Origin of the sequence: Alteromonas sp. B31-7, assembly GCF_015767655.1 — a bacterium.
Classification (GTDB): Bacteria; Pseudomonadota; Gammaproteobacteria; order Enterobacterales; family Alteromonadaceae; genus Alteromonas; species Alteromonas australica.
This window is the reverse complement of sequence record NZ_CP065233.1, coordinates 1,592,641-1,615,861: the sequence shown is the minus strand read 5'-3', so window position 1 is coordinate 1,615,861 and position 23,221 is coordinate 1,592,641. Positions and strand designations below refer to the sequence as shown.

The following is a 23,221-nucleotide window of genomic DNA, read 5'->3' as shown; positions in this document are numbered from 1 at the left end:
AGGTAAAAAATTATGACGAAAAGTGAGTATTAGGTTGCTAAATGAAGGCACTTGAGGGAAAGCTATAACTTTCGGCGCCCTGAAAACGCATGTGTAAGGGTGTTTCCATCAATATATTCTAGCTCCCCACCAACGGGGACCCCATGGGCAATTCGTGACGCATCAATATTGTGACTAGCACACACTTGAGCAATATAGTGTGCAGTGGCCTCCCCTTCCACGGTGGGGTTGGTTGCTAAAATCACTTCGTTAATGCCCCCAGCAGACAGACGCCTCTCAAGCTCATCTAAGCCTATTTCGTTCGGCCCTACACCATCGATAGGCGATAGATGCCCCATCAACACAAAGTATTGGCCTTTGTAGCTCAAGGTTTGCTCAATAGCCAAAACGTCTTGTGGGCTTTCAACAATGCACAGAAGCCCGCTTGCTTCGCGTTCAGGGTGACGGCAAATTTCACACAGCGCATCCTCTGTAAACGTTCTGCAGCGTTCACAATGGTGTATATGCTCCATAGCGTTATGTAAAACATTGCTTAAGTCCAGCGCACCAGTACGATTGCGCTCCAACAGATGAAATGCCATCCGCTGTGCGCTTTTTTGCCCTACACCAGGTAGACAGGTTAAGGCTTGAATGAGTTCGGTAAGTAAAGGGCTAAACTTCATAATGGCTGTATGGATTTGTCACGATTTGAGTGTGCGCAATGGTCGCATTTAACGATGCCCCATTCAACTGATTCGCGTAAGTAAAACCGCGTGAAAGTAATATATTTTAGCCACGTTCAGTTTACATTCATTTTCACGTAACTATAGTTCCTTATCGTTTTACCCCCTAAAGCTAGTAGGGCTACCATTTTCTCGAAAAAGGATATTTTATGAAGTTTCGTCGCCCACTCATGTGTGCCATTGTACTATCAACTTCTCTTACAACCCCTCTTGCGTTAGCTCAAACCGCGCAAATTCATCACGAAGTTAGCCTAGGTATCTCTGATATCAAAGACGCAGACGATAAATTTCTGGGTGTAGGTTACCGCTATTATTTCGATACTGTGAATATGGCTACTCAGCCTTGGGCGATAAGCCCCTACCTTCAGCGCGCTAACAATGCATCGGTAAACTATTTTGCTATCGACGACCTAAACAGTATCAATATAGATGGCGAATGGTTTTATTCTGATACTCTCATAGTGCGTGGTCGCTATGGGAGAATTTCCGACGAAAGGAATTTATCTGATGTTACTCAGCAACGGGTAGGCATCAGTTTGTCCACCTTTGCCAACGACCACTGGGAATACGGTGCAGGTATCGATCTTTTCGATATTGAAGAAGCGTTTTACGCTTATGATGACCCAACAACAAGATATAAAGCTGATGATAACGAACTCAGTTTCAGTATCTTTGCTAGGTATACCAGCTTTGGTGGGACAGCAAAAAGCTTCACGCCAGGGTGGGATATCGCGATGAAAGGCACTCACTTCGACGACGAATTTTCAATTGAAATTGACGCAGATTACTATCTTAAACCCAATTGGAGTGTGGGTGTCGCTGCACTGTATGAAAATCATGACGGCTACAGTTCAGAGAACCTAATCGAATTAGGTACCAACTATTGGTTTAACCCTTATTCATCGCTTAGATTTGGCCTAGGATATGATACCGACGATGGCGATTTAGGTTCTATTAGGCTGTTAGGCACTTTCAGGTTTTAATAAGGTTTATTCCGCAGGATTACTTGGCGAAGAAGTCCGTATGGGCTGCTTCGCCACTTTATCGAGCTCGATCTTGTAGGCATTGCCGCCAATGAGCCCTTTGAATTCTTCATCGGTAAATACCAGCGTATTGTTGTCGTAAAAGGTAACGGCCTCTTTTTGTGTAATTAACCCTAAATCTATTCTGTAAATATCACCTGAGAAAAATCGGTCTGACGGAAAATTCTCGAATAGCCATATTGACGTTGAGTCTAACAATACTAACCTTTTTCTGTCTGGACTGATGGCTGCTGAAGTTATCCAACATAACTTTTCCAATGTCGTACAGGTTTTAAAAGCATCTATCTTTTCAGCATTAAAATTTGCCGCATGATCTCCTACTTTATACACATTTGTAATACCATCAAATGGCGCAGTTCGATTCTTAGTAAATAAGTAGAGGTTGTGGTCAAACTCAATAAAGGCTTCTAAATCAAAGTTCTTTTGGTGAGGTTCTACGGGTGTACCATCCATTTCTGGGTAGGTAAATTTAATAATTTCTGCTTCTGTTGTGTCTGTCTTTATATCTATGGGGTTTTCAATTTTATATATGGTTAACCATCGCCTGTTATTTTCATTGTTGCCGAAATCGCCTAGAAAAAAATGACCAAACTCGTTTTGTGTCATGTCTTCCCAATCGATATTTTTTGCATTGGTTACCGTCACTTCCCTAGCTACTGAACCATCATCATTCAACATATAGAGTTTAGGCCCGTCCCCGCTATCGTTAATGGCCCAAAGACGTAATTTCTTATCAAACTCAATACCCGAAATTTCACGCACCTTTGGGTCAATATCATGCTGCTTTTTGCTATACAAAGAATACGCAGCCCCCACCGTGAACAACATTGCCATGCAAGCTAACAGTAGAGAAATGAGTACAACGGGCTTTTTAATCATGCAAATACACATCCTTGTTTACACGTGACATTTTCGCGACCATGAATGACTGTCTCAACCCGTGTTGCCAATAAAAAAGCAGTTAAGTTAACGGCGTGTTTACTTAACTGCTTCTGGTACGTATCGGGAACGCTGAGTCTGACTAAAAACCTCTTAAAACGGCATTTTGAAGCCCGGAGGTAAAGGCATGCCTCCAGTCACATCACCCATTTTTTCTTTGCTGGTTTCTTGCACGCGACGTACCGCATCGTTAAATGCTGCGGCAACTAGGTCTTCAACCATATCTTTGTCGTCGTCCATCAAAGAATCGTCAATATCAACACGACGCACGTTGTGATTACAGGTCATTGTCACTTTAACCATACCTGCGCCCGCTTCACCGGTAACCTCTAGGTTCGCTAGGTCGTCTTGTACTTTTTGCATGCGCTCTTGCATTTGCTGCGCCTGCTTCATGATATTACCCATTCCACCTTTAAACATATTTTATCTCGCTTCGTTTTGGTGTTAATTGAAACTGTTATCTCGCCTTTACCGTGTCGGTAACAATAGATGCATCAAACATTGATAACAGCGCTTGAATTTTTTCGTCACTTTCTAAAACTTCATGCGCATAGGCTTCGCGCATTGCTACTATTTCTTGTTGAAGTGAATATGGTGTCTGAGCAGGGTTGCCCAATACTATTTCAACTTCCACCTGTTCACCTAACGTATGGTGTAGCGCATCCAACAATTGTTTTTTGGCACTCTCATTAAGTAAATGCGCCTGACTGTTGTCAATTTCAAGCGTAACCTGACCGTTGTTTTTACTGAAAGAGGCATGCAACACAAGCTGCTTTAATAACCCCGCCAGCGGCATTTGCTCAACCAGGTAGCTCCATTTATCTATTTGACTGGCATGCACCAGTTTTTTACCGTCTTCTAAATACGCCGTTAACTGCCCCTTATACTGCTGAGGCGCTACACCAGTATCACTTGCTTCACTAGGTTGAAGCGGGTCGCTCGACATTTGCGAATCAACGTTATTTTCATTACGCGGCATGTTCGCATGAGGCTCACTCTCGTGAGCAAAAGGCGTATGCGATTGTGACGTTACTAGGTCTTCTTCGGTCTGCACTTGTCTTGATGGTGCCTCTACCTGTGCAGGCTCAGCCATAGACTGAGACGATGGGTTGTCGTCTCCCTTAGACTCTGTAGCCCAAGGTGGCGAATCATCCCCTAAATCTGGTGTATGCGGCGCGTTTTCCTTCGCCACAGGTTCTTGCGCTGCTTGTGTGATGTCTTGCGCGCCATTGCCTCTGCTAAGTCGGTTAAACAAGCCGTCGTCTTTGTCATTTTTGGCGGCTTTCTTGGTACTTTCAGCTGCACTTTCAACTTTTTGCTGCTTTAATTTCTGTCGCAGTGCCAACATATCCGCCGTTGACGTAAGCTGCGCATCGTTATCACCATGCTGAAGGGCTCCGTGTGACGTGTCACTTAAATGCTCAGCATCTGCATTTTTTTCAGTGGCCTCATTGATATGCACAGGCTCTTGATAGCCAAACTCTCCCTCAAACATGCCTGTCTCTTGTAGAGGAAGATCGTCATGATAAGCATCTAACGGCGGCGTATCATTGAACGGTGATTCATCACTTGGCGGCAATGTTTCCGGTGTCAACGCGGGTGATTGAGCTTTAGTAACAGGCTCATCAATTGGCGGTGCTTGTTCTGGCTGTGTTGGGGCGGCACCAGATTCCTCAGGTGTTAACTCAACTGGCTGTGGCTCAACTGGCTGTGTAAGAGTGGTTTCTGACTCTGGCGTTAAAGAGGATTGCTCGTCACTGTGAGAAGCTTGGCGTTGACTGACAGATGAAGATTCCTCGGCTGGCTTTTCAGCAACCACAGCGCTGCTTGCCTCTGAAGCAGTTATTGCAGAGACTGGCGAGTTAAGTTGGGACTTTCCCGTACTGATAATCTCCTCTGTGTCGGAGATGGGTTCGTTCGGTGCAAATGTCATCATTCGCATTAGCGTCATTTCTAACGCACTTCGCCCGTCTAGCGCTAATGGTAAATCTTTACGCCCCTGCAGCGCAATCTGGTAGAACAGTTGCACTTGCTCTGGCGCTATACTTTTCGCCAGTTGAAAAATAGCCTTGGCTGAGGTGGTTTCTAGCTTACATACATCAGGCACCCACTGAGTAAGAGCAATTTGATGTAAGGTGCTGGCTAATTCTCCAAGTACTTGACTGTAATCTGGTGCTTGCTCAGCAATATCCTGCACTAACTGCATAACATCAGTAGGCGTTTTAGTTACCACTGCGTGTAACAACTTCACCAATTGATTTTTATCCATTAGCCCTAGCATGTCGGTAACCACCGACGCGTTCACCGCATTGCCCCCTTGAGCAATAGCTTGGTCGGTAAGGCTTAGTGCGTCACGCATACTGCCTTGTGCTGCACGTGCTAATAGCGCTAACGCTGAAGGTTCAAACGGCAGCGACTCTTCCTGTAAAATATGCGTTAATTGCCCAACTATTTGCTCCCGCGAAAGCGCCTTCAAATTAAACTGAAGACAGCGCGACAAAATAGTAATCGGCAATTTTTGCGGATCGGTGGTTGCTAACAGAAATTTAACGTGCGGAGGTGGCTCTTCAAGCGTTTTCAGCAAGGCGTTGAAGCTATGCTTTGATAGCATATGAACTTCATCGATAAGATACACCTTATAACGGCCGCGGGTTGGCTTATATTGTACGTTATCGAGTAATTCTCGGGTATCTTCAACCTTAGTGCGCGATGCCGCATCTATCTCTAGCAAATCAACATAATTACCATGCTCAATTTCTTTGCAGGTATTACATTGACCACATGGATTCGCACCTTGCCCTTCTTCGCAATTTAAGCTTTTAGAAAAAATTCGAGCAATGGTGGTTTTGCCCACGCCACGGGTACCTGTAAACAGGTACGCATGGTGAAGCCTATCATTATCAAGCGCGTTTGAAATAGCAGAAACGACATGCTCTTGCCCTACCAGTTCACTGAACTTACCTGGGCGCCATTTCCGTGCTAATACCTGATAACTCATTGCCTGTTATTTAATCCTTATTCGCCTTCAAACTCGCATAGACTAAAGCTTTCCACGCCAATTTGGTCAAGTTTTTCACGTCCACCTAAATCGGGTAAATTGATAATAAAGCCAGCATGCTCCACCTCTCCACCTAAACGGCGAATTAGCTTTGCTGAAGCGGCAATGGTGCCACCTGTTGCGAGTAAATCATCAATAAGAAGTACTTTGTCGCCAGGTTGAATGGCGTCTTTGTGTATCTCTAAAGTATCAGTACCGTATTCCAATTCATAACATTCACTCACCACTTCGCGAGGGAGTTTATTTGGCTTTCTTACAGGCACAAACCCAATGCCCATTTCTATGGCAAGAGGCGCACCAAATAAAAAGCCGCGAGCTTCGGTACCTGCAACTTTATTGAAACCCATGCCTTGATATTTTTCTAAAAGCAGGGAAATACAGCTGCTAAACGCTTTATGATCTTCTAAAACGCTTGTTACATCTCTAAATAAAATACCTGGCTTTGGATAGTCAGGTACGGTTTTTACTACTGATTTTATATATTCTGCAGTCACAATAATGCCTTGATTGTCTGCGTTATAACCAGAAGGTAAACCAGCCGCAGATGATATGCATCAGCGGGAACGCAAGTAAAGTTACTAATGAAGCGAGAAAGTACCACTTGTTGTAGACTTCTTTGAAATCTGAATTGTCAGCCATTTGCACTACCTAAACAATTTATGGAACCAAAAAATGGTGGTAAATGTTAATCGAAAGCACGCGCGATTGATAGCGTTAATCCAATCAAACGCTCACTTTCAGTACAAATTTTTAGGATCTTTTGAAGAAAGATTAAGCTTTGGTAAACAAAACCGTTTTTTGTAGTAAATCTGAAACGGTTTGATGCAAGCCATTCAGTAAATTTTGTGTCGGTATTTGCGGCAATTGTTCACAAAGTAGCTGCGCTAGTTGGGATAAAGCCACACCATCTTCATATTGTATTATGGTGTTTAGCATACCGGCCGTTACCGAGTTAACCAAGGTAAACTGCACTTCATCCTGAACATCACGATAAACAAGATAATAGTTACGTTCCGCAGACGGATGCGCCGGAATAAATTTCGCACCGATAAGATGTACAGGATAAGTATAGGACGCCAAGGTTGCAAGGGGTGAAAAAAACAGTTTATCGGTGTCTTTACAATGCGTTGACGGTAACACAGTGATAGAAGCATGCCGAATACTGACGTCTAACTCAAGCCACTCATAGTGCGCTAACTCCGCTGCAAAGTTGGGTAACGAGAAAGGTAATGCGGGTTCAGTGGCCAAATAGGCGACGAACTCCTTACTTATTTCCACGAAATAGGGAGAACGACAAGCGTGCTGATTGAAAAACTGCCTCACTAAGTGGTTTACATCATCACTTGACAATATTGAGGTTAAAACAGGGAATCCTGATAAAACGAAGCCTTTTACATTGTTAAAAAAAAGCGACTGGTAAATTGCCATTCTTCGCTTTTCGTCTTCATTTTTTGCCTGAAAGGTTGCAGGGTCTTTAATCGCTCGTACAAATGCGCTTTGTTGCTCTTTTAGTCCGTCGCTCATGCCTGCGCCTTCCCGGCAAATGATGTTTCATTTTTCACCAAAGATTGAATGGCTTTAATTCGACGTACTTCATCAAGTAGATGGCCCAAAAGCGGTAAGTTAAAGTCGCGCTCTAAGAGGGTGGGAAATACACCGTGGGTACGATATGCATGGTCAAGTAACGCCCATACCGGTTCAATAACATCTGCTCCATGGGTGTCTACTTTTAAATCTGGGGCTTCGTCGAAATGCCCAGCAATATGCCCATACACTATTTTATTTGAGGGAAGTTTATCAATAAAGTCGTAAGCGTCGTAGCCATGATTCACGCTATTCACGTAGACATTGTTCACATCTAAAAGCATGAAAGCGCCGGATTCTGCAAGCACCGCATTTAAGAATTCAATTTCTAAAAGTGTTTGATTAGGCGCCATATAATAAGACACATTTTCCAACACCAATGGCCGTTCAATAATATCCTGAACCTGTTTTATTCTCTCAACGACGTGGTATACGGCTTCACTGGTAAAGGGAATGGGCATTAAATCATACATATGACCTTGCCCAGAGCAATAGCTTAAATGTTCGCTGTACAGAGCGATATTGTTCGCATCTAAAAACTGTTTGATGGATTTAACGAACCCCACATCAAGTTTATCTGTACTGCCAATAGACAGTGAAAGGCCGTGGGTTGTAAAAGGTGCCTGCGATATTGCCTGTTGAAATTTGCGCTGGTATGCACCACCAAGAGGGATCCAATTTTCTGGCGCCACTTCCCAAAAATCTACTTCTGAAGGCAGTATAGGTAAGATATCAGCGAGTAACTCCCTTCTAAAACCCAGTCCAGCCCCTTCAAGATTAAACATTCTTCGCCTCATAATAACTGGGTCATCTTATGATGACCCGAATTGTGCGCTACGCTTACATACTTCCGCAAGTACCTTCACCACATTTTCCTTCGCCACATTTCCCTTCTTTGGCTTTATTGGCATCGGCTTTCATGGACGCTTTATCTTCGCCACATTTGCCTTCTTTCATTTTTTTGGCTTTATCTTCGCCGCACTTTCCTTCACCACACTTGCCTTCTTTCATTTTTTTGGCTTTATCTTCGCCGCACTTTCCTTCGCCGCATTTACCTTCTTTCATTTTTTTGGCTTTATCTTCGCCACACTTTCCTTCACCACACTTGCCTTCAGGTGCAAACTGACTATAGCCGGATTCTAGTGATTGAACCCCAAATGGATTTGCTTCAGCCAATGTTGACGTTGATGCCAACGAACCTAAAACCACGGCACCTAGCGCACAAGCCATAGATGTTTTGTTGATTTGTTTCATGGGAATACCCCTACTTGTCGTTATCAGATTAAGACGCGCTAAGCACGTGTATAAAATAAGACCCTATAAGCTTAATTCTTATTTCAAAAAGGGTTCACAATATATACATAAATATTATAGATGTCTAATAAGTATAATAATTTTATATATTCTGTTACATGTCAAACAAGCAAAATCCGTTTACGTTTTAATCAAATCAGGTTAGCTTAGAACCGCGTTATTAACCTTTAGTTGAATCTATAAATGGCTATTACACAGTTCTACCTTGGCGATTGGCAAGTCGAACCATCCTCTAATACTTTAAGACTCGGAAAATTTAAGCGGACCATTGAACCCAAAGCCATGGACGTTTTACTCCTACTTTGCCAGCAAGCTGGTGAGGTAGTGAGTGCCGACGATATTGTACGCCAATGTTGGCCCAACTCGCCCGTTGGCGACAACCCCATTCATAAAACCATTACTCAGCTACGAAAAGCGTTAGACGACAAAGCCAGTGACCCACTATTTATTGAAACCATAAGAAAACGTGGGTATAGGGTTATTGCCGATGTGCAGTTTGTAGAAGACGAACAAACCCGTGCAGCAGAGACTAATTGGCAAGGTCAGTCCCCCTTCCCCGGCTTAACCGCGTTTACCCAGCAAGAAAGCCAAGTGTATTATGGCCGTAACGCCGCAGTGAAAAATTTAATTCACCGACTTGCCGAGCAATGCAACAGAAAACGCCCTTTTACCTTAATTATTGGCCCCAGTGGTTCAGGTAAAAGCTCGTTAGTGCATGCAGGGTTATTACCCAGAATGTTAAACGAAAAGGGGGCAAACGGCATACGTGCCTTCGACTACATCAGCATTGATTTTTCCGATATTCGCCCCGCTTACATTATTGAAGAGTTAGCCGCCTGCATGTTGGACTGGGACATTAATGATGCCCCAATGTTTGAGGGGGAGAGCGCAGACTCTTTAGCGATAAAGCTGACTACTCACCCTGAACAGATTATTCATAACGTAAAAACAAAGCTAAGCCAGAGCGACCACTACAACACCTTGGCCTACCCTTGTTTTGTGATTGTACTAGACCGACTAGAAGCTTATTTAGCCACCTCAGCGGTTAGCGTTAGCCAGCGAAACGCCGTATTTTCTCTGTTAGACACCTTGTCGCAAAGCGGTATATTTATGATATTGCTGGTATGTAGAAACGACTTTTACCACCAGTTAGCTGCCTACCCCACCCTAATGAAAAACAAAGAACGGGGCGCGCATTTCGACCTTACCCCACCATCCGCAGGCGAACTTAGCCAAATGATACGCCTACCCGCCATTGCCGCGGGTTTGAACTGGGAAGAAGACGACAACACAGATGTCACCCTAGACGACATTATTCTTACCGATGCCGCCGCTGAACCCGATTGCTTACCTTTGTTGCAATATACGCTGCAAGAACTCTACTTACAGCGAAAAGACAACACGCTACTAGTAAGCACCTATAAGCAATTAGGCGGTATTGAAGGGGCGATTGGTCACAAAGCCGAACAACTTTTCCAGCATATGCCAGCTAAGGTACAAACCGCGTTAGACCGCGTATTACCTTTAATAATAACCCTTGCCAACGACGGCAATACACTTACCAGCCGCACGGCCCTATGGAGTGAACTCACTAACGATAATGAAAAGCAGTTTGCAACCTTAATGGTAGAAAATCGGTTATTTGTATCGCATCTCTACCAAGATAAAGCGTGCTTTAAAGTCGCCCACGAAGCGGTACTTCGCCGCTGGCAGCGAGTACAAACGTGGCAGCAACAACACCAAAGTTCGTTAGTCAGTAAAAACCGCCTTGAACAGCAAACCCAACAGTGGCTGCAAGACAACAAAAGTAAGGCGTTTTTGCTGACCGAGGGTAAACCCTTAACCGATGCGCTGGCGTTAAAAGGCGACACCAGCTTAAGCCTTTCCCAAGACGAACTTGCCCTCATCAAGGCATCACAAAAAACCGCCCAACGGAAACGAATTATTCGCCGAGTGACGCTGGCCGCGCTAGCGTGCTTAACGGTAGTTTCATTTGGTGCCATGCTACAAAGTCAGCAGTCCCAACACCTGGCCGAAAGAAAACGGCTAGAAGCCGAAAATCTAATGGGTTATATGATAGGTGACTTTGCCGATAAACTACGTAGCGTAAAACGCATGGATTTATTGGAAGGCATTAGCGAACAAGCACTGAGTTATGTTGAACAAGCTCAGCAAGCGAGTGAATATGGATTTTTTACCATTAGCCCGCCAAAAGCCAGTTTCGAACTTCGTTTTCAACATGCGCTTTCACTGCAAGCGATGGCCGAAGTACGATTTTACCGAGACGATACTGAAACCGCTAAACAATTGTATGAAGAGGCTGATAAACGTTTAAGTGCATTATTAGAAGAACAGCCCAATAACTTCGAACTGCTAAAGGCGGCGGGGGCGAATGCCTTTTGGTTGGGGAATATTGCGTTGGGCAATATTGCGTTGGGCAATCGGCAATTTGAAGTATCAAGAGCAGAATTTAAGCGTTATGTTGACTTGAGCAAGCAATTGGTAAGTGCGTACCCAGACAATCTAGAAGCGTTACTAGAATTGTCTTACGCATATAGCTCTTTAGGCGGAGTCGAATATAAAACTTTTAAGTGGGACGCAGCTCTTACTCACTTTCGTCGTTCGATTAACTTAAAAAAACAGTACCTAGACATCGAGCCACATAACATTCACTTGCATAGCTATACAGCTGATACACTTTCATGGATTGCTTCAACATTAGAGCATAAAGGTCAGCTAGCGGATGCTAAAAAGATATTGATAGACGCTCAAAATATACTAACCGAACAGCTTGAGATTAACCCTGATAACGCTGAGATTAAGGAAACATTAGCGTTTGTATTTCTGAACTTGTCAGAACTTAACGAAACTATGCAACGCCCAGATTTGGCTCGAAACAATTTACTGCAGGCTAAAGAGTTATTTGTAAATGCATTAAATCAAGATCCTGATAATAGCTACTGGAAACATGATCTCGTTTATACTAATGCGATGCTTGTCAGAAATTCACTCTACATGAATGACCATGATACTAACGAGCAAGAGATTACTTTGCTACTTAGCGAGGTGATAAAGCCATATATATCAATTAAAGTTAAATTGGTTCTCATTAAGTTCTTTTTAGTAAATAAAGACTTCTCGGCAAGCAAATTAATTCTTTCTACTGTAGATGAACACTTCGAAACTGAGATCGAAAAGTATACCGATAAATATCTACTAGAGAATGCTTATGAGTTAACCGAATACTTTACTGCAAGGGTTTATTACAAACGATACACCGGACTTGCCTATGAACCAGACTGCCAAGTGTTACAGTCTATGACCGACAAACTGCTTACTTTAAGTTTAAAGCCTACATTCCTAATCGCCAACCACCTGAGTAAAACATGTCTAGGAATATTGGACGAAGCCAAGCTTGTAGAAAAACAGCTTAATTTAATGAACATAAACACTTCAGATTTTTAACCCAATATAAAGGAGCCAAAAATGTCAGCACCTATAATTAGCTTTACGGTATCTGTAGATACGTCATCGTCTTCAGTGGAATACACGATATATGATTCGGAAGGTAGCCCAACCACAGAAGCAGTCACGGTAGAGGAAGCAAATACCATTATTACATACACTCTCAACCCAGATAGCTCTAATCTACAGTTCATAGCGCCTGAAATAACAGGAGATCCCAGCCATGACCTTAGTATAAATATCTCAAAGGACGGCCAAGTGTTAACGATCATTGATTCTGATGCAGACAAAGAAGATATTTGTTTAAAACTCGTTACCGTGCCAAAAAACCAAGTATTCGTTAGCCCAGACCCTCAATTAAAAAACAGACCTACCGGGAGATAAAAATATTATTGTTTTGCGCCTAGCACCTAGGCGCAAAACATGTCGATATACCCCAGAAAAAGTAATATCTGAACCAGATTAAAACCGTAGACTAAACTCAAGTTTCACGAAATAATTGAAACCTGCTATCTATCCCGCTGGGTAACCGCAACTAACCCAAGTGATGTTACTTTACTTAGTAAGTAAGATCCGCTCATGGTAATTGCAATTAACATTCAACACGCTAGAGAAGTGATCTAGCGTGTTTTAGTCTAGCAGTTTTTACAAATAACAAATCTGGTCCCTGCCTTGAGACTTAGCTTGATAAAGTAAGGTATCAGCAGCATTCAATAACGATTCGGTATTGTTGTACCTACCTTCCAATTGAGTGGCCACCCCCATACTTACGGTAAGCTGCGACTCTTTTGTGACGGCAAACTGGCGGGTACTAAGCTGTGATATATGGCGCTTAATACGAATAGCCAACAACTGTGCTGTTTGCGGTGAACACTTAGGCAATACCAGCGCAAATTCTTCACCGCCATAACGGGCTGCCAAGGTATCGCGATGGGGTAAGCTTAACGAAATAGTCTCACCTATGCGTTTTAAGCAACGGTCGCCCGCTATGTGCCCGTACCTATCGTTAAAATCTTTAAAGTGATCAATATCAATAAAGATAATACTAAGAGGAAGATTATCTTGCTCGCAAATATTCCATTGCTTCGTTAAGTAGTCGGCAAAACGGTGGCGATTGGCAAGGCCGGTTAAATAGTCTGTATTGGCTTTTTGTTTAAGCAAACCGTACTCTGCTTTATGCAAAGTGAGATCACGCAAAATACAAAGAAATAATGTATTAGACGAAGACAATTCTTCGGGTAGCGTTGAAATAGACATCTCCACACTGATTGTCGGACTAAGGTCTGCTTTTAGGTTCAATTCTATAGGTGGTGAAGATATTGGATAGTGGCGCCCCTTTTCTAAACAGTCTATGAGCAGTGTTTGAGACTTCCCTTTTGCGTCAACGACCAACTCAAGTAAATTATGACCCAGTAGTCTATCTCGTTGTGCGCCCATTAAATTGGCAACCATAGGATTGAGCATTTCAATGACGCCAGATGAATCAATAACGATTACCGCTTCGTTAATAAAGTTTATCATTCGCGCTAATGATGAATCTTGATAAAAGTTAAACAGCTTTGGCGTTGGTCTAGTTTCTTTGTTTTTGTTAATCATCGAAGAGAACATCCTTTATTCACCTTTATAGGAATAGTTGATGAAACAAAGATTACGCTTTTTAAATATATGTATCCTTCCGAGCACCTTCGCTTTTAACACTCTGATTTTTATATAAAATAACCGAAAGGGAAGAGTAAAAAGCGAGTCAAATTAAGTATAAAAGGCCAAAAGTACAAGAAATTTCTGAAAGAAAAATTCAATTGGTAGGAACTTTATCGGTAAAGTTTCGACCTTCGACAGGATAAGTATTATTCGTAGCTAGTGGAGGCAGAATACCTGAATAGAAATAAAGTTAATGGGACCAGAGTACTTTATTGCGAATATCGTAAAAGTACTCTGACCCCATTATTTTTTCTTTTTACAAACGCCTGAAAGCAAAAAACCCGCCGTAAGGCGGGTTTTTCTAATAGGGACTTGGCAGTGTCCTACTCTCACATGGGGAAACCCCACACTACCATCGGCGCTAATACGTTTCACTTCTGAGTTCGGAATGGGATCAGGTGGTACCGTATCGCTATGGCTGCCAAGAAATTTGGTAACAATTTGGGAAAGTTTGATATTAATTCAATCAGTGAGTAACTACTTTTTACTCTATCTTGCTTTTAGCTTGTCTTTGCTTACAACGCCAACTTCTCATCGAAGCCTTTTAGGCGTTGTATGGTTAAGCCTCTCGGGCAATTAGTACAGGTTAGCTTAACGCCTTACAACGCTTCCACACCCTGCCTATCAACGTCATCGTCTATAACAACCCTTCCAGACCTTAAAGGTCAGGGATGACTCATCTTTGGGCCGGCTTCCCGCTTAGATGCTTTCAGCGGTTATCCGTTCCGAACGTAGCTACCGGGCAATGCCATTGGCATGACAACCCGAACACCAGCGGTTCGTCCACTCCGGTCCTCTCGTACTAGGAGCAGCTCCCATCAATCATCCAACGCCCACACCAGATAGGGACCGAACTGTCTCACGACGTTCTAAACCCAGCTCGCGTACCACTTTAAATGGCGAACAGCCATACCCTTGGGACCGACTTCAGCCCCAGGATGTGATGAGCCGACATCGAGGTGCCAAACACCGCCGTCGATATGAACTCTTGGGCGGTATCAGCCTGTTATCCCCGGAGTACCTTTTATCCGTTGAGCGATGGCCCTTCCATACAGAACCACCGGATCACTATGACCTACTTTCGTACCTGCTCGACGTGTCTGTCTCGCAGTTAAGCTAGCTTATGCCATTGCACTAACCTCACGATGTCCGACCGTGATTAGCTAACCTTCGTGCTCCTCCGTTACTATTTGGGAGGAGACCGCCCCAGTCAAACTACCCACCAGACACTGTCCACATTCCCGATAAGGGAACTATGTTAGAACATCAAACATACAAGGGTGGTATTTCAAGGACGGCTCCACATCATCTAGCGACAATGCTTCAAAGCCTCCCACCTATCCTACACATGTAGGTTCAATGTTCAGTGCCAAGCTGTAGTAAAGGTTCACGGGGTCTTTCCGTCTAGGTGCGGGTACACAGCATCTTCACTGCGATTTCAATTTCACTGAGTCTCGGGTGGAGACAGCGTGGCCATGGTTACACCATTCGTGCAGGTCGGAACTTACCCGACAAGGAATTTCGCTACCTTAGGACCGTTATAGTTACGGCCGCCGTTTACCGGGGCTTCGATCAAGAGCTTCGTCCGAAAACTAACCCCATCAATTAACCTTCCGGCACCGGGCAGGTGTCACACCCTATACGTCCTCTTACGAGTTTGCAGAGTGCTGTGTTTTTAATAAACAGTCCCAGCCACCTGGTCACTGCGGCCTCCATGTGCTTACGACGCGAAGTCTTCACACACAGAGGCGTACCTTCTCCCGAAGTTACGGTACAATTTTGCCGAGTTCCTTCACCCGAGTTCTCTCAAGCGCCTTAGTATTCTCTACCTGACCACCTGTGTCGGTTTGGGGTACGGTTCATATAATCATAAGTTTAGAAGCTTTTCCTGGAAGCAGGGCATCAACAACTTCACCACCTTGGTGGCTCGTCTCGTGTCTCGACTTTAAGAACCCGGATTTACCTAAGTTCTCGGTCTACGCACTTTCACTTGGACAACCAACGCCAAGCTTGCCTAGCCTTCTCCGTCCCTCCATCACTGATTATATAAGTACGGAAATATTAATCCGTTTCCCATCGACTACGCATTTCTGCCTCGCCTTAGGGGCCGACTTACCCTGCCCTGATTAGCATGGGACAGGAAACCTTGGTCTTCCGGCGTGGGAGTTTTTCACTCCCATTATCGTTACTCATGTCAGCATTCGCACTTGTGATATGTCCAGCAAGCTTTACAACTCACCTTCATCCACTTACACAACGCTCCCCTACCCAGCACAGTAAACTGTGCTGCCGCAGCTTCGGTATATTGCTTAGCCCCGTTACATCTTCCGCGCAGGCCGACTCGACTAGTGAGCTATTACGCTTTCTTTAAAGGGTGGCTGCTTCTAAGCCAACCTCCTAGCTGTCTGTGCCTTCCCACATCGTTTCCCACTTAGCAATATTTTGGGACCTTAGCTGGCGGTCTGGGTTGTTTCCCTCTCCACGACGGACGTTAGCACCCGCCGTGTGTCTCCCGGATAGTTCTCATTGGTATTCGGAGTTTGCAAAGGGTTGGTAAGTCGGGATGACCCCCTAGCCTTAACAGTGCTCTACCCCCAATGGAATTCGTCCGAGGCTCTACCTAAATAGATTTCGGGGAGAACCAGCTATCTCCCGGTTTGATTGGCCTTTCACCCCCAGCCACAAGTCATCCCCTAACTTTTCAACGTTAGTGGGTTCGGTCCTCCAGTTGATGTTACTCAACCTTCAACCTGCTCATGGCTAGATCACCGGGTTTCGGGTCTATACCTAGCAACTCAACGCGCAGTTAACACTCGCTTTCGCTACGGCTCCGCTATTCGCTTAACCTTGCTACTAAATATAAGTCGCTGACCCATTATACAAAAGGTACGCAGTCACCCCGAAGGGCTCCCACTGCTTGTACGTATACGGTTTCAGGTTCTATTTCACTCCCCTCACAGGGGTTCTTTTCGCCTTTCCCTCACGGTACTGGTTCATATCTATCGGTCAGTTAGGAGTATTTAGCCTTGGAGGATGGTCCCCCCATATTCAGTCAAGATAACACGTGTCCCGACCTACTCGATTTCACTGTAAAGCACGCTTTGTGTACGGGGCTATCACCCTGTATCGCTCCTCTTCCCAAAGGATTCCCACTACACACTAAACAGCTTAAGGGCTGTTCCCCGTTCGCTCGCCGCTACTAGGGGAATCTCGTTTGATTTCTTTTCCTAAGGTACTTAGATGTTTCAGTTCCCCTCGTTCGCCTCGTTACACTATGTATTCATGTAACGATACCTGTAAACAGGTGGGTTTCCCCATTCGGACATCTGTGGCTCAAATGCATTTTGTCGGCTCACCACGCTTTTCGCAGACTTACACGTCCTTCATCGCCTCTAACTGCCAAGGCATCCACCGTATACGCTTCGTCACTTAACCATACAACCCTAAAAAGCCTTGAGTATCGGCCTCATGTCCGCCTTTTGAATTCGGACAAGGGTAATGTTGTATGCATGACAAGCTAATCGGAAGAATTGCCTTGCTATCAATCAATGTTGATAACAAGCAATTCAAGTCAAGTAGAGTAAAAAGTACGTCTTTCGACTTCTCAGTTACTCAATTTTGATTGATTACTATTAATATCAGCTTTCCAAATTGTTAAAGAACATTCGATGTTTCCTGCTAAAGCAGTACTTTCATCTTTAGAGTAAAAAACCCTAATCAATGCTTACTAAAACAGTAAATATTCATTAGGATTTCGGGTCCAACGTGACACAAATATCAGCTTTCTACCTTAGCCTTTCACTACCGCCAACTTTAGCGAGTAGAAAAACCGTCAGGAAGCTCTGCTTCCGGTTAAGCGGCTTTTTCACGACCACTTGCAAAGCAAGTAACGTAAAACTACAACCAATTCGCTTGGTAAAGTTAGTTTGAATGCGAGAAGCGCAATGTGCTTTAGCACCTGAGCATCGCAGCGTTCAAAATAACGCAAGCAAGTAGAATTGGTAGGCTTGGGCAGACTTGAACTGCCGACCTCACCCTTATCAGGGGTGCGCTCTAACCAGCTGAGCTACAAGCCTAGGGTAAAACAAGCAGATGGTGGAGCTAAGCAGGATCGAACTGCTGACCTCCTGCGTGCAAGGCAGGCGCTCTCCCAGCTGAGCTATAGCCCCATAAGCTTATGTCGTTCTTTATTTTTTAAACAAGACTATCTGTGTAGGCACTGCATCAAGTGCGTCTATCGACGTAATGGTAAGGAGGTGATCCAACCCCAGGTTCCCCTAGGGTTACCTTGTTACGACTTCACCCCAGTCATGAAACACAAAGTGGTAATCGTCCTCCCGAAGGTTAGACTAACTACTTCTTTTGCATCCCACTCCCATGGTGTGACGGGCGGTGTGTACAAGGCCCGGGAACGTATTCACCGCAGTATTCTGACCTGCGATTACTAGCGATTCCGACTTCATGGAGTCGAGTTGCAGACTCCAATCCGGACTACGACATTCTTTAAGGGGTCCGCTCCACATCACTGTCTCGCTTCCCTCTGTAAATGCCATTGTAGCACGTGTGTAGCCCTACACGTAAGGGCCATGATGACTTGACGTCGTCCCCACCTTCCTCCGGTTTGTCACCGGCAGTCTCCTTAGAGTGCCCAACTTAAGGCTGGCAACTAAGGACAAGGGTTGCGCTCGTTGCGGGACTTAACCCAACATCTCACGACACGAGCTGACGACAGCCATGCAGCACCTGTGTCTGAGTTCCCGAAGGCACCAATCTATCTCTAGAAAGTTCTCAGCATGTCAAGTGTAGGTAAGGTTCTTCGCGTTGCATCGAATTAAACCACATGCTCCACCGCTTGTGCGGGCCCCCGTCAATTCATTTGAGTTTTAACCTTGCGGCCGTACTCCCCAGGCGGTCTACTTAGCGCGTTAGCTTCGCTACTCACGACTTAAAGTCACAAACAGCTAGTAGACAGCGTTTACGGTGTGGACTACCAGGGTATCTAATCCTGTTCGCTACCCACACTTTCGCACATGAGCGTCAGTCTTTGGCCAGGGAGTCGCCTTCGCCACTGATGTTCCTCCAGATATCTACGCATTTCACCGCTACACCTGGAATTCCACTCCCCTCTCCAAGACTCTAGTCTGCCAGTTCTAAATGACTATCCCAGGTTGAGCCCGGGGCTTTCACATCTAGCTTAACAAACCGCCTGCGTGCGCTTTACGCCCAGTAATTCCGATTAACGCTCGCACCCTCCGTATTACCGCGGCTGCTGGCACGGAGTTAGCCGGTGCTTCTTCTGTTGTTAACGTCACGGCTAGCAGGTATTAACTACTAACTTTTCCTCACAACTGAAAGTGCTTTACAACCCGAAGGCCTTCTTCACACACGCGGCATGGCTGCATCAGGGTTTCCCCCATTGTGCAATATTCCCCACTGCTGCCTCCCGTAGGAGTCTGGACCGTGTCTCAGTTCCAGTGTGGCTGATCTTCCTCTCAGAACAGCTAGAGATCGTTGCCTTGGTAAGCCATTACCTTACCAACTAGCTAATCTCACTTGGGCCTCTCTTTGCGCCGGAGCCTAAGCCCCGTTTGGTCCGTAGACATTATGCGGTATTAGCAGTCGTTTCCAACTGTTATCCCCCTCGCAAAGGCAAGTTCCCAAGCATTACTCACCCGTCCGCCACTCGTCATCTTCTAGCAAGCTAGAAATGTTACCGTTCGACTTGCATGTGTTAGGCCTGCCGCCAGCGTTCAATCTGAGCCATGATCAAACTCTTCAATTAAATATATCGAAATATGAATCGTCGTTGTGACACTCTTAACGAGTGCCCACACAGATTGTCTTGTCTAAATTGTTAAAGAACATCGTGCAGAATCATGACGCTTTTTGTCGTGACTTCTGCGCAAGGAGGACCAACATTACTCTCAGTTGATTCGTTTTCCTTGCTAGCGGACAACCTTGGTCGTCGCAATTCACTAGAAGCGTTTTTACTTCTCAGTGATTAGCCTCTTCCAAAGCGGATGCGTATGTTACAGCGCATCATTTTTTTGTCAACACTTTTGTTTGAATATTTATTCAAACCAGTTGTTTAACACTCTTCACCTGAGCCACCTATTCGACGTTCCCCGTTGAAGAGGCGCGCATTCTACGCATCTAAATAAATACGTCAACAGTTTCTACCCATAAAATACAAAAAAGGCGCCCAACCGAGCACCTTTTAATCAATTTGCTTATTTGTCGTACTACCAAGCAACAATAGACGTTATTTCAAAGTAGAATTACGTGGATTTGTGAGAATCTTCTTGGTTCTCACCTTCATCTTTTGTCGTCGTTTTAAAGTCAGCATCTTCTTCATGATCGCCCACCACGTCATTTAGTGTGACTTTATCTACCGTTCTGAAGGTATTTATTGGGCCTGCCAATGCATACAAAGCAAAGACGATAAAAAGCACGAGTGCGGGTTCAGTAGCAACAATGACGAATATAAGAAGAACAATTAACAAACCTACAAAGGGAACTTTGCCGTGCCAGTTAACTTCCTTAAACGAATTATATTTAAAGTTGCTCACCATAAGTAGGCCAGATAAACCCGTTACCGCGGCTACAATTAGCCCATAATCGGCGCCACTAGCATCATACTCTACACCCACCCAAACGAGACCAGCAACAACCGCTGCGGCGGCAGGGCTGGCTAAACCTTGGAAGAAACGTTTATCGGCAATACCCACCTGAGTATTAAACCTTGCCAGTCGCAATGCTGCGCCTGCGACATATATAAAGGCCGCTAGCCATCCTAGTTTACCTAATTCGGTCAACCCCCAATTATAAGCCACTAGCGCAGGCGCCATACCAAACGAAACCATGTCGGCCATAGAATCGTATTCTGCGCCAAAATCACTTTGCGTGTTAGTCATTCTGGCCACTCTTCCATCCAGGCCATCAAAGATCATGGCTACGAATATGGCAACTGCTGCTGCTTCAAAGCGTCCGTTCATTGATGACACTACAGCGAAAAAGCCAGAAAATAGCCCTGCCGTGGTCAGTAAATTGGGGAGTAAATAAATCCCTTTTCGTTTTTGTTCAGACATAAGTCCTCATTGGCACTAATTAATTGCGGCTAATTATTTCATAGTTAATAAGCTACGCATAGATGCAAGATAACAAGGGCATGTGCCTTTCATCTTTAATCGCTTCTTGTTTCTACTCAACGTAAGCACTCAATAACTAGGTATATGATCACATACCTACATACGCACACCTTTCAGGTAGGATCGTTAATACCATGTTGAAGTTCGCGAGCGGAAATAATAAAAGTTTGCCGCCATCGCTTGAACTACACCTTTTAACGAATAGCAAAAGGTTTAGTCGTATGAAAATGTCTCGTTTACCTAATTTTATATTAAAAGCCGTGTTACCAACGCTGCTTTTGATTGCAGTCGGCTCTGCCCATGCCGGCAAAAACCAAAGTAATTACTCAGATTACAATGCCTGTCTAAGTAATAGCGGTAGTCAAAGCGACTGTGACAGTGCGCTTGGGGAATCGGTGTACAACTTAGTGTCGGAAGACGTGTACGTGTCGACGAGTAGCCAGTATTCAAATATCTCTATCGATGATGTAAACATTTCCATTTCAGCCTGGTCAGATACGGTTGGTACCTATAATGATGACGTGGTCACTTCTGCTTATGTTGTAGACTTAGGCAGTTACGGGTACGGCGTATACAATAAAGATGCTGAAATGGACGGTTCTAGCCCCGATCATGCTATTGATAGTTACAATACTGTTAGCCGAAATGTTGATTATGATTTCGACTTTGTACTCCTTTCTTTTTCAGAGTCGGTTACGTTAACGGGCGCAGGATTCTCGTGGGTAGGGAAAACCGACAACACCCAATTATCTATCGCTGCGTTAGATGATCTATCTGGGTTAGTTTCTGGCGACCAAACATGGTCAAATATTGTTGAAGGCGCACTCACTGCAGGCTCGTATGATATTGAAAGCTATGAATCGATTGATATTGCGCAGTTTGAAGAGACCGAAACCGCACAGTATTGGCTCGTTGGAGCATACAATTCAGTGTTTGGTGAATTAGACAGCAATATGTTTGACGACGCATTTAAACTTGCAAGTATCGGTTTTGAAAAAGCATCTGATACGCCGGGAAATTCCAATCCCACTGAGGTCAGTGAGCCGAATACACTTGGTGCATTTTTAGCCGTCGGTCTAATCGTCGCGTGGCGCCGTAAGAATAAATGATCTTAATGTAGACTATAGGGGTAAACAAAGCGTAAACCAATGTCAGGTTTTTTTACCCCGCTCCCAACCAAACACCAAATTCCCTTTATAATTCATACACGTAAAAAGTGGCACACATAGTGCTTACTCAATTTATTAATTGTTGTATTAGTAGATGTGAGTTCGTTGTTTATGAAATGTTTGTCGATTATTGCACTAAGCCTGTCCTACTTGCTTGCTACAACGCCAGCGCTTGCTGGGGGCGGCGGTAGCGGAAGTAGTAACGATTCAGGCTCTGCCACAGGCGACAGCGCACTAGACGAACATGTGTACGACCTATATTCAGACGGCTCTACCAATATTAATTATACCCTTGATGCAACTACTTCAAGCATCGTTATTGATGGTACAACGGTTACTGTGGGCGTTACTGCTTGGTCGGATACCCAAAATATCTCTAACGACGGTGTTAATAACGACGATAACGAAGTTGTTAAGTACTCACAATTAAATGGGTACAGTTACAATGGTGATTACGGATTCGGCCTGGTCAACTCAAATGACAACGATTCTCACACCCTAGATAACTTCTCAGGTGGTGACGATTTCGATATGGTGTTGTTCTCATTCAGTGAGGAAGTCACCTTATCAGCCGCGTCGTTTACGTATTTACAAGGCTACGACACTGACAAACAGGTGTCAGTGGTTGGACTTAGTGATATTTCGTTGTTTGAGAATCACGCATCGAACGAATTCAGTTGGGCAGATGTTGCCTCTGGTGTAGGTACGGTGGTGTCTGATGGTCACTTTACTATTTCATCAAATATATCTTCACATGGTTCCCATGGCGATTTCACTAGTGACTTTACAGAATTAAGCGCTGCGAAATACTGGTTAGTAGGCGCTTACAATATTTACTTTGATGACAGCAGCACAAGTTATCAAGGCTCTGGATTCAAGCTTGCTTCTCTTAGTATAACCACTGGCGGTACAGATGTTGTTAGCCCGCCCAATGAAGTTAGCGAGCCAGCCCCCATTGCCCTTTTACTTACAGGTTTTGGATTGATGGCTTGGCGACGTAAGCAAATTCGTCAAACAGTTTAAAAATTAAGTAAAAACACGTATCTTATAAAGGCGGCTTAGGCCGCCTTTTTTATTG

At 44.5% G+C, this 23,221-nt stretch carries 15 protein-coding genes, 2 tRNA genes and 3 rRNA genes; 5 read left to right on the top strand and 15 right to left on the bottom strand.

The window, feature by feature from the left end:
- Positions 1–62 precede the first annotated feature (62 nt).
- Positions 63–662 carry a recombination mediator RecR gene (gene recR / locus IUA53_RS06850; RefSeq protein WP_044447930.1) on the bottom strand — a complete coding sequence of 200 codons (600 nt, stop codon included), beginning with the start codon at positions 660–662 and terminating at the stop codon, positions 63–65.
- Positions 663–871: 209 nt separating this feature from the next.
- On the opposite strand from recR, the gene IUA53_RS06845 reads away from it, so the two are divergent.
- On the top strand, positions 872–1,705 hold the full coding sequence (locus IUA53_RS06845; RefSeq protein ID WP_044447931.1) for a putative porin: 834 nt from the start codon (positions 872–874) through the stop codon (positions 1,703–1,705).
- A gap of 6 nt (positions 1,706–1,711) precedes the next feature.
- Here the strand turns inward: IUA53_RS06845 and IUA53_RS06840 are convergent, their stop codons facing one another.
- The 7 genes from IUA53_RS06840 to IUA53_RS06810 all read right to left on the bottom strand — a co-directional run bounded on the left by IUA53_RS06840 (position 1,712) and on the right by IUA53_RS06810 (position 8,600).
- Positions 1,712–2,599 (bottom strand): hypothetical protein, encoded by an 888-nt coding sequence (locus tag IUA53_RS06840; protein ID WP_375278307.1) that lies wholly within the window; start codon positions 2,597–2,599, stop codon positions 1,712–1,714.
- A gap of 198 nt (positions 2,600–2,797) precedes the next feature.
- Complete coding sequence (locus tag IUA53_RS06835) at positions 2,798–3,124, bottom strand: YbaB/EbfC family nucleoid-associated protein (protein ID WP_044057507.1); 327 nt, start codon at positions 3,122–3,124, stop codon at positions 2,798–2,800.
- Between the two features lie 37 nt (positions 3,125–3,161).
- Positions 3,162–5,702, bottom strand: coding sequence for a DNA polymerase III subunit gamma/tau (gene dnaX / locus IUA53_RS06830; RefSeq protein ID WP_044447932.1), 2,541 nt, complete (start codon positions 5,700–5,702; stop codon positions 3,162–3,164).
- A 17-nt stretch (positions 5,703–5,719) separates the two neighbouring features.
- Positions 5,720–6,256, bottom strand: coding sequence for an adenine phosphoribosyltransferase (gene apt, locus IUA53_RS06825; RefSeq protein ID WP_044057509.1), 537 nt, complete (start codon positions 6,254–6,256; stop codon positions 5,720–5,722).
- Between the two features lie 277 nt (positions 6,257–6,533).
- On the bottom strand, positions 6,534–7,286 hold the full coding sequence (locus tag IUA53_RS06820; RefSeq protein WP_044447935.1) for an HvfC family RiPP maturation protein: 753 nt from the start codon (positions 7,284–7,286) through the stop codon (positions 6,534–6,536).
- Complete coding sequence (locus IUA53_RS06815) at positions 7,283–8,131, bottom strand: HvfB family MNIO-type RiPP peptide maturase (protein ID WP_044447937.1); 849 nt, start codon at positions 8,129–8,131, stop codon at positions 7,283–7,285. Before IUA53_RS06815 ends, IUA53_RS06820 begins: the two co-directional genes overlap by 4 nt.
- Positions 8,132–8,186: 55 nt before the next feature.
- Positions 8,187–8,600, bottom strand: coding sequence for an HvfA family oxazolone/thioamide-modified RiPP metallophore (locus IUA53_RS06810; protein ID WP_044447940.1), 414 nt, complete (start codon positions 8,598–8,600; stop codon positions 8,187–8,189).
- 243 nt (positions 8,601–8,843) lie between these two features.
- Here IUA53_RS06810 and IUA53_RS06805 point away from each other — a divergent pair, with 243 nt between their 5' ends.
- On the top strand, positions 8,844–12,125 hold the full coding sequence (locus IUA53_RS06805; RefSeq protein WP_044447942.1) for an nSTAND1 domain-containing NTPase: 3,282 nt from the start codon (positions 8,844–8,846) through the stop codon (positions 12,123–12,125).
- 21 nt (positions 12,126–12,146) lie between these two features.
- Positions 12,147–12,509 carry a DP-EP family protein gene (locus IUA53_RS06800; RefSeq protein WP_044447944.1) on the top strand — a complete coding sequence of 121 codons (363 nt, stop codon included), beginning with the start codon at positions 12,147–12,149 and terminating at the stop codon, positions 12,507–12,509.
- 261 nt (positions 12,510–12,770) lie between these two features.
- On the opposite strand, the gene IUA53_RS06795 is transcribed toward IUA53_RS06800, so the two are convergent.
- The 7 genes from IUA53_RS06795 to pssA all read right to left on the bottom strand — a co-directional run bounded on the left by IUA53_RS06795 (position 12,771) and on the right by pssA (position 20,914).
- Positions 12,771–13,721, bottom strand: coding sequence for a sensor domain-containing diguanylate cyclase (locus IUA53_RS06795; protein WP_231401272.1), 951 nt, complete (start codon positions 13,719–13,721; stop codon positions 12,771–12,773).
- Between the two features lie 415 nt (positions 13,722–14,136).
- Positions 14,137–14,252: ribosomal RNA gene (gene rrf / locus IUA53_RS06790) — 5S ribosomal RNA — on the bottom strand.
- A gap of 129 nt (positions 14,253–14,381) precedes the next feature.
- Positions 14,382–17,261 (bottom strand): 23S ribosomal RNA (locus IUA53_RS06785).
- Between the two features lie 564 nt (positions 17,262–17,825).
- Positions 17,826–17,902, bottom strand: a tRNA-Ile gene (locus tag IUA53_RS06780).
- Between the two features lie 17 nt (positions 17,903–17,919).
- A tRNA-Ala gene (locus IUA53_RS06775) sits at positions 17,920–17,995 on the bottom strand.
- An 80-nt stretch (positions 17,996–18,075) separates the two neighbouring features.
- Positions 18,076–19,608: ribosomal RNA gene (locus tag IUA53_RS06770) — 16S ribosomal RNA — on the bottom strand.
- The 16S, 23S and 5S rRNA genes sit together here with 2 tRNA genes alongside, the layout of an rRNA operon.
- A 496-nt stretch (positions 19,609–20,104) precedes the next feature.
- A complete protein-coding gene (gene pssA, locus IUA53_RS06765) occupies positions 20,105–20,914 on the bottom strand; it encodes a CDP-diacylglycerol--serine O-phosphatidyltransferase (protein WP_044057517.1) in 810 nt (269 codons plus the stop codon).
- 281 nt (positions 20,915–21,195) lie between these two features.
- Between pssA and xdp1 (IUA53_RS06760) the strand changes: the two genes are divergently transcribed.
- Together xdp1 (IUA53_RS06760) and xdp1 (IUA53_RS06755) are read left to right on the top strand one after the other, a co-directional pair.
- Entirely contained in the window at positions 21,196–22,083 is an 888-nt protein-coding gene (xdp1, locus tag IUA53_RS06760; RefSeq protein ID WP_231401271.1) for an exosortase-dependent surface protein XDP1, read from the top strand.
- 171 nt (positions 22,084–22,254) lie between these two features.
- Positions 22,255–23,166, top strand: a complete 912-nt coding sequence (xdp1, locus tag IUA53_RS06755) for an exosortase-dependent surface protein XDP1 (RefSeq protein WP_196898837.1) — start codon at positions 22,255–22,257, stop codon at positions 23,164–23,166.
- Positions 23,167–23,221: the final 55 nt, after the last annotated feature.

Coding starts and splice junctions, on each gene's coding strand:
- recR (WP_044447930.1), bottom strand. CDS start 662: ATGAAGTTTAGCCCTTTACTTACCGAACTCATTCAAGCCTTAACCTGT.
- IUA53_RS06845 (WP_044447931.1), top strand. CDS start 872: ATGAAGTTTCGTCGCCCACTCATGTGTGCCATTGTACTATCAACTTCT.
- IUA53_RS06840 (WP_375278307.1), bottom strand. CDS start 2,599: ATGGCAATGTTGTTCACGGTGGGGGCTGCGTATTCTTTGTATAGCAAA.
- IUA53_RS06835 (WP_044057507.1), bottom strand. CDS start 3,124: ATGTTTAAAGGTGGAATGGGTAATATCATGAAGCAGGCGCAGCAAATG.
- dnaX (WP_044447932.1), bottom strand. CDS start 5,702: ATGAGTTATCAGGTATTAGCACGGAAATGGCGCCCAGGTAAGTTCAGT.
- IUA53_RS06820 (WP_044447935.1), bottom strand. CDS start 7,286: ATGAGCGACGGACTAAAAGAGCAACAAAGCGCATTTGTACGAGCGATT.
- IUA53_RS06815 (WP_044447937.1), bottom strand. CDS start 8,131: ATGTTTAATCTTGAAGGGGCTGGACTGGGTTTTAGAAGGGAGTTACTC.
- IUA53_RS06810 (WP_044447940.1), bottom strand. CDS start 8,600: ATGAAACAAATCAACAAAACATCTATGGCTTGTGCGCTAGGTGCCGTG.
- IUA53_RS06805 (WP_044447942.1), top strand. CDS start 8,844: ATGGCTATTACACAGTTCTACCTTGGCGATTGGCAAGTCGAACCATCC.
- IUA53_RS06800 (WP_044447944.1), top strand. CDS start 12,147: ATGTCAGCACCTATAATTAGCTTTACGGTATCTGTAGATACGTCATCG.
- IUA53_RS06795 (WP_231401272.1), bottom strand. CDS start 13,721: ATGATTAACAAAAACAAAGAAACTAGACCAACGCCAAAGCTGTTTAAC.
- pssA (WP_044057517.1), bottom strand. CDS start 20,914: ATGTCTGAACAAAAACGAAAAGGGATTTATTTACTCCCCAATTTACTG.
- xdp1 (WP_231401271.1), top strand. CDS start 21,196: ATGAAAATGTCTCGTTTACCTAATTTTATATTAAAAGCCGTGTTACCA.
- xdp1 (WP_196898837.1), top strand. CDS start 22,255: ATGAAATGTTTGTCGATTATTGCACTAAGCCTGTCCTACTTGCTTGCT.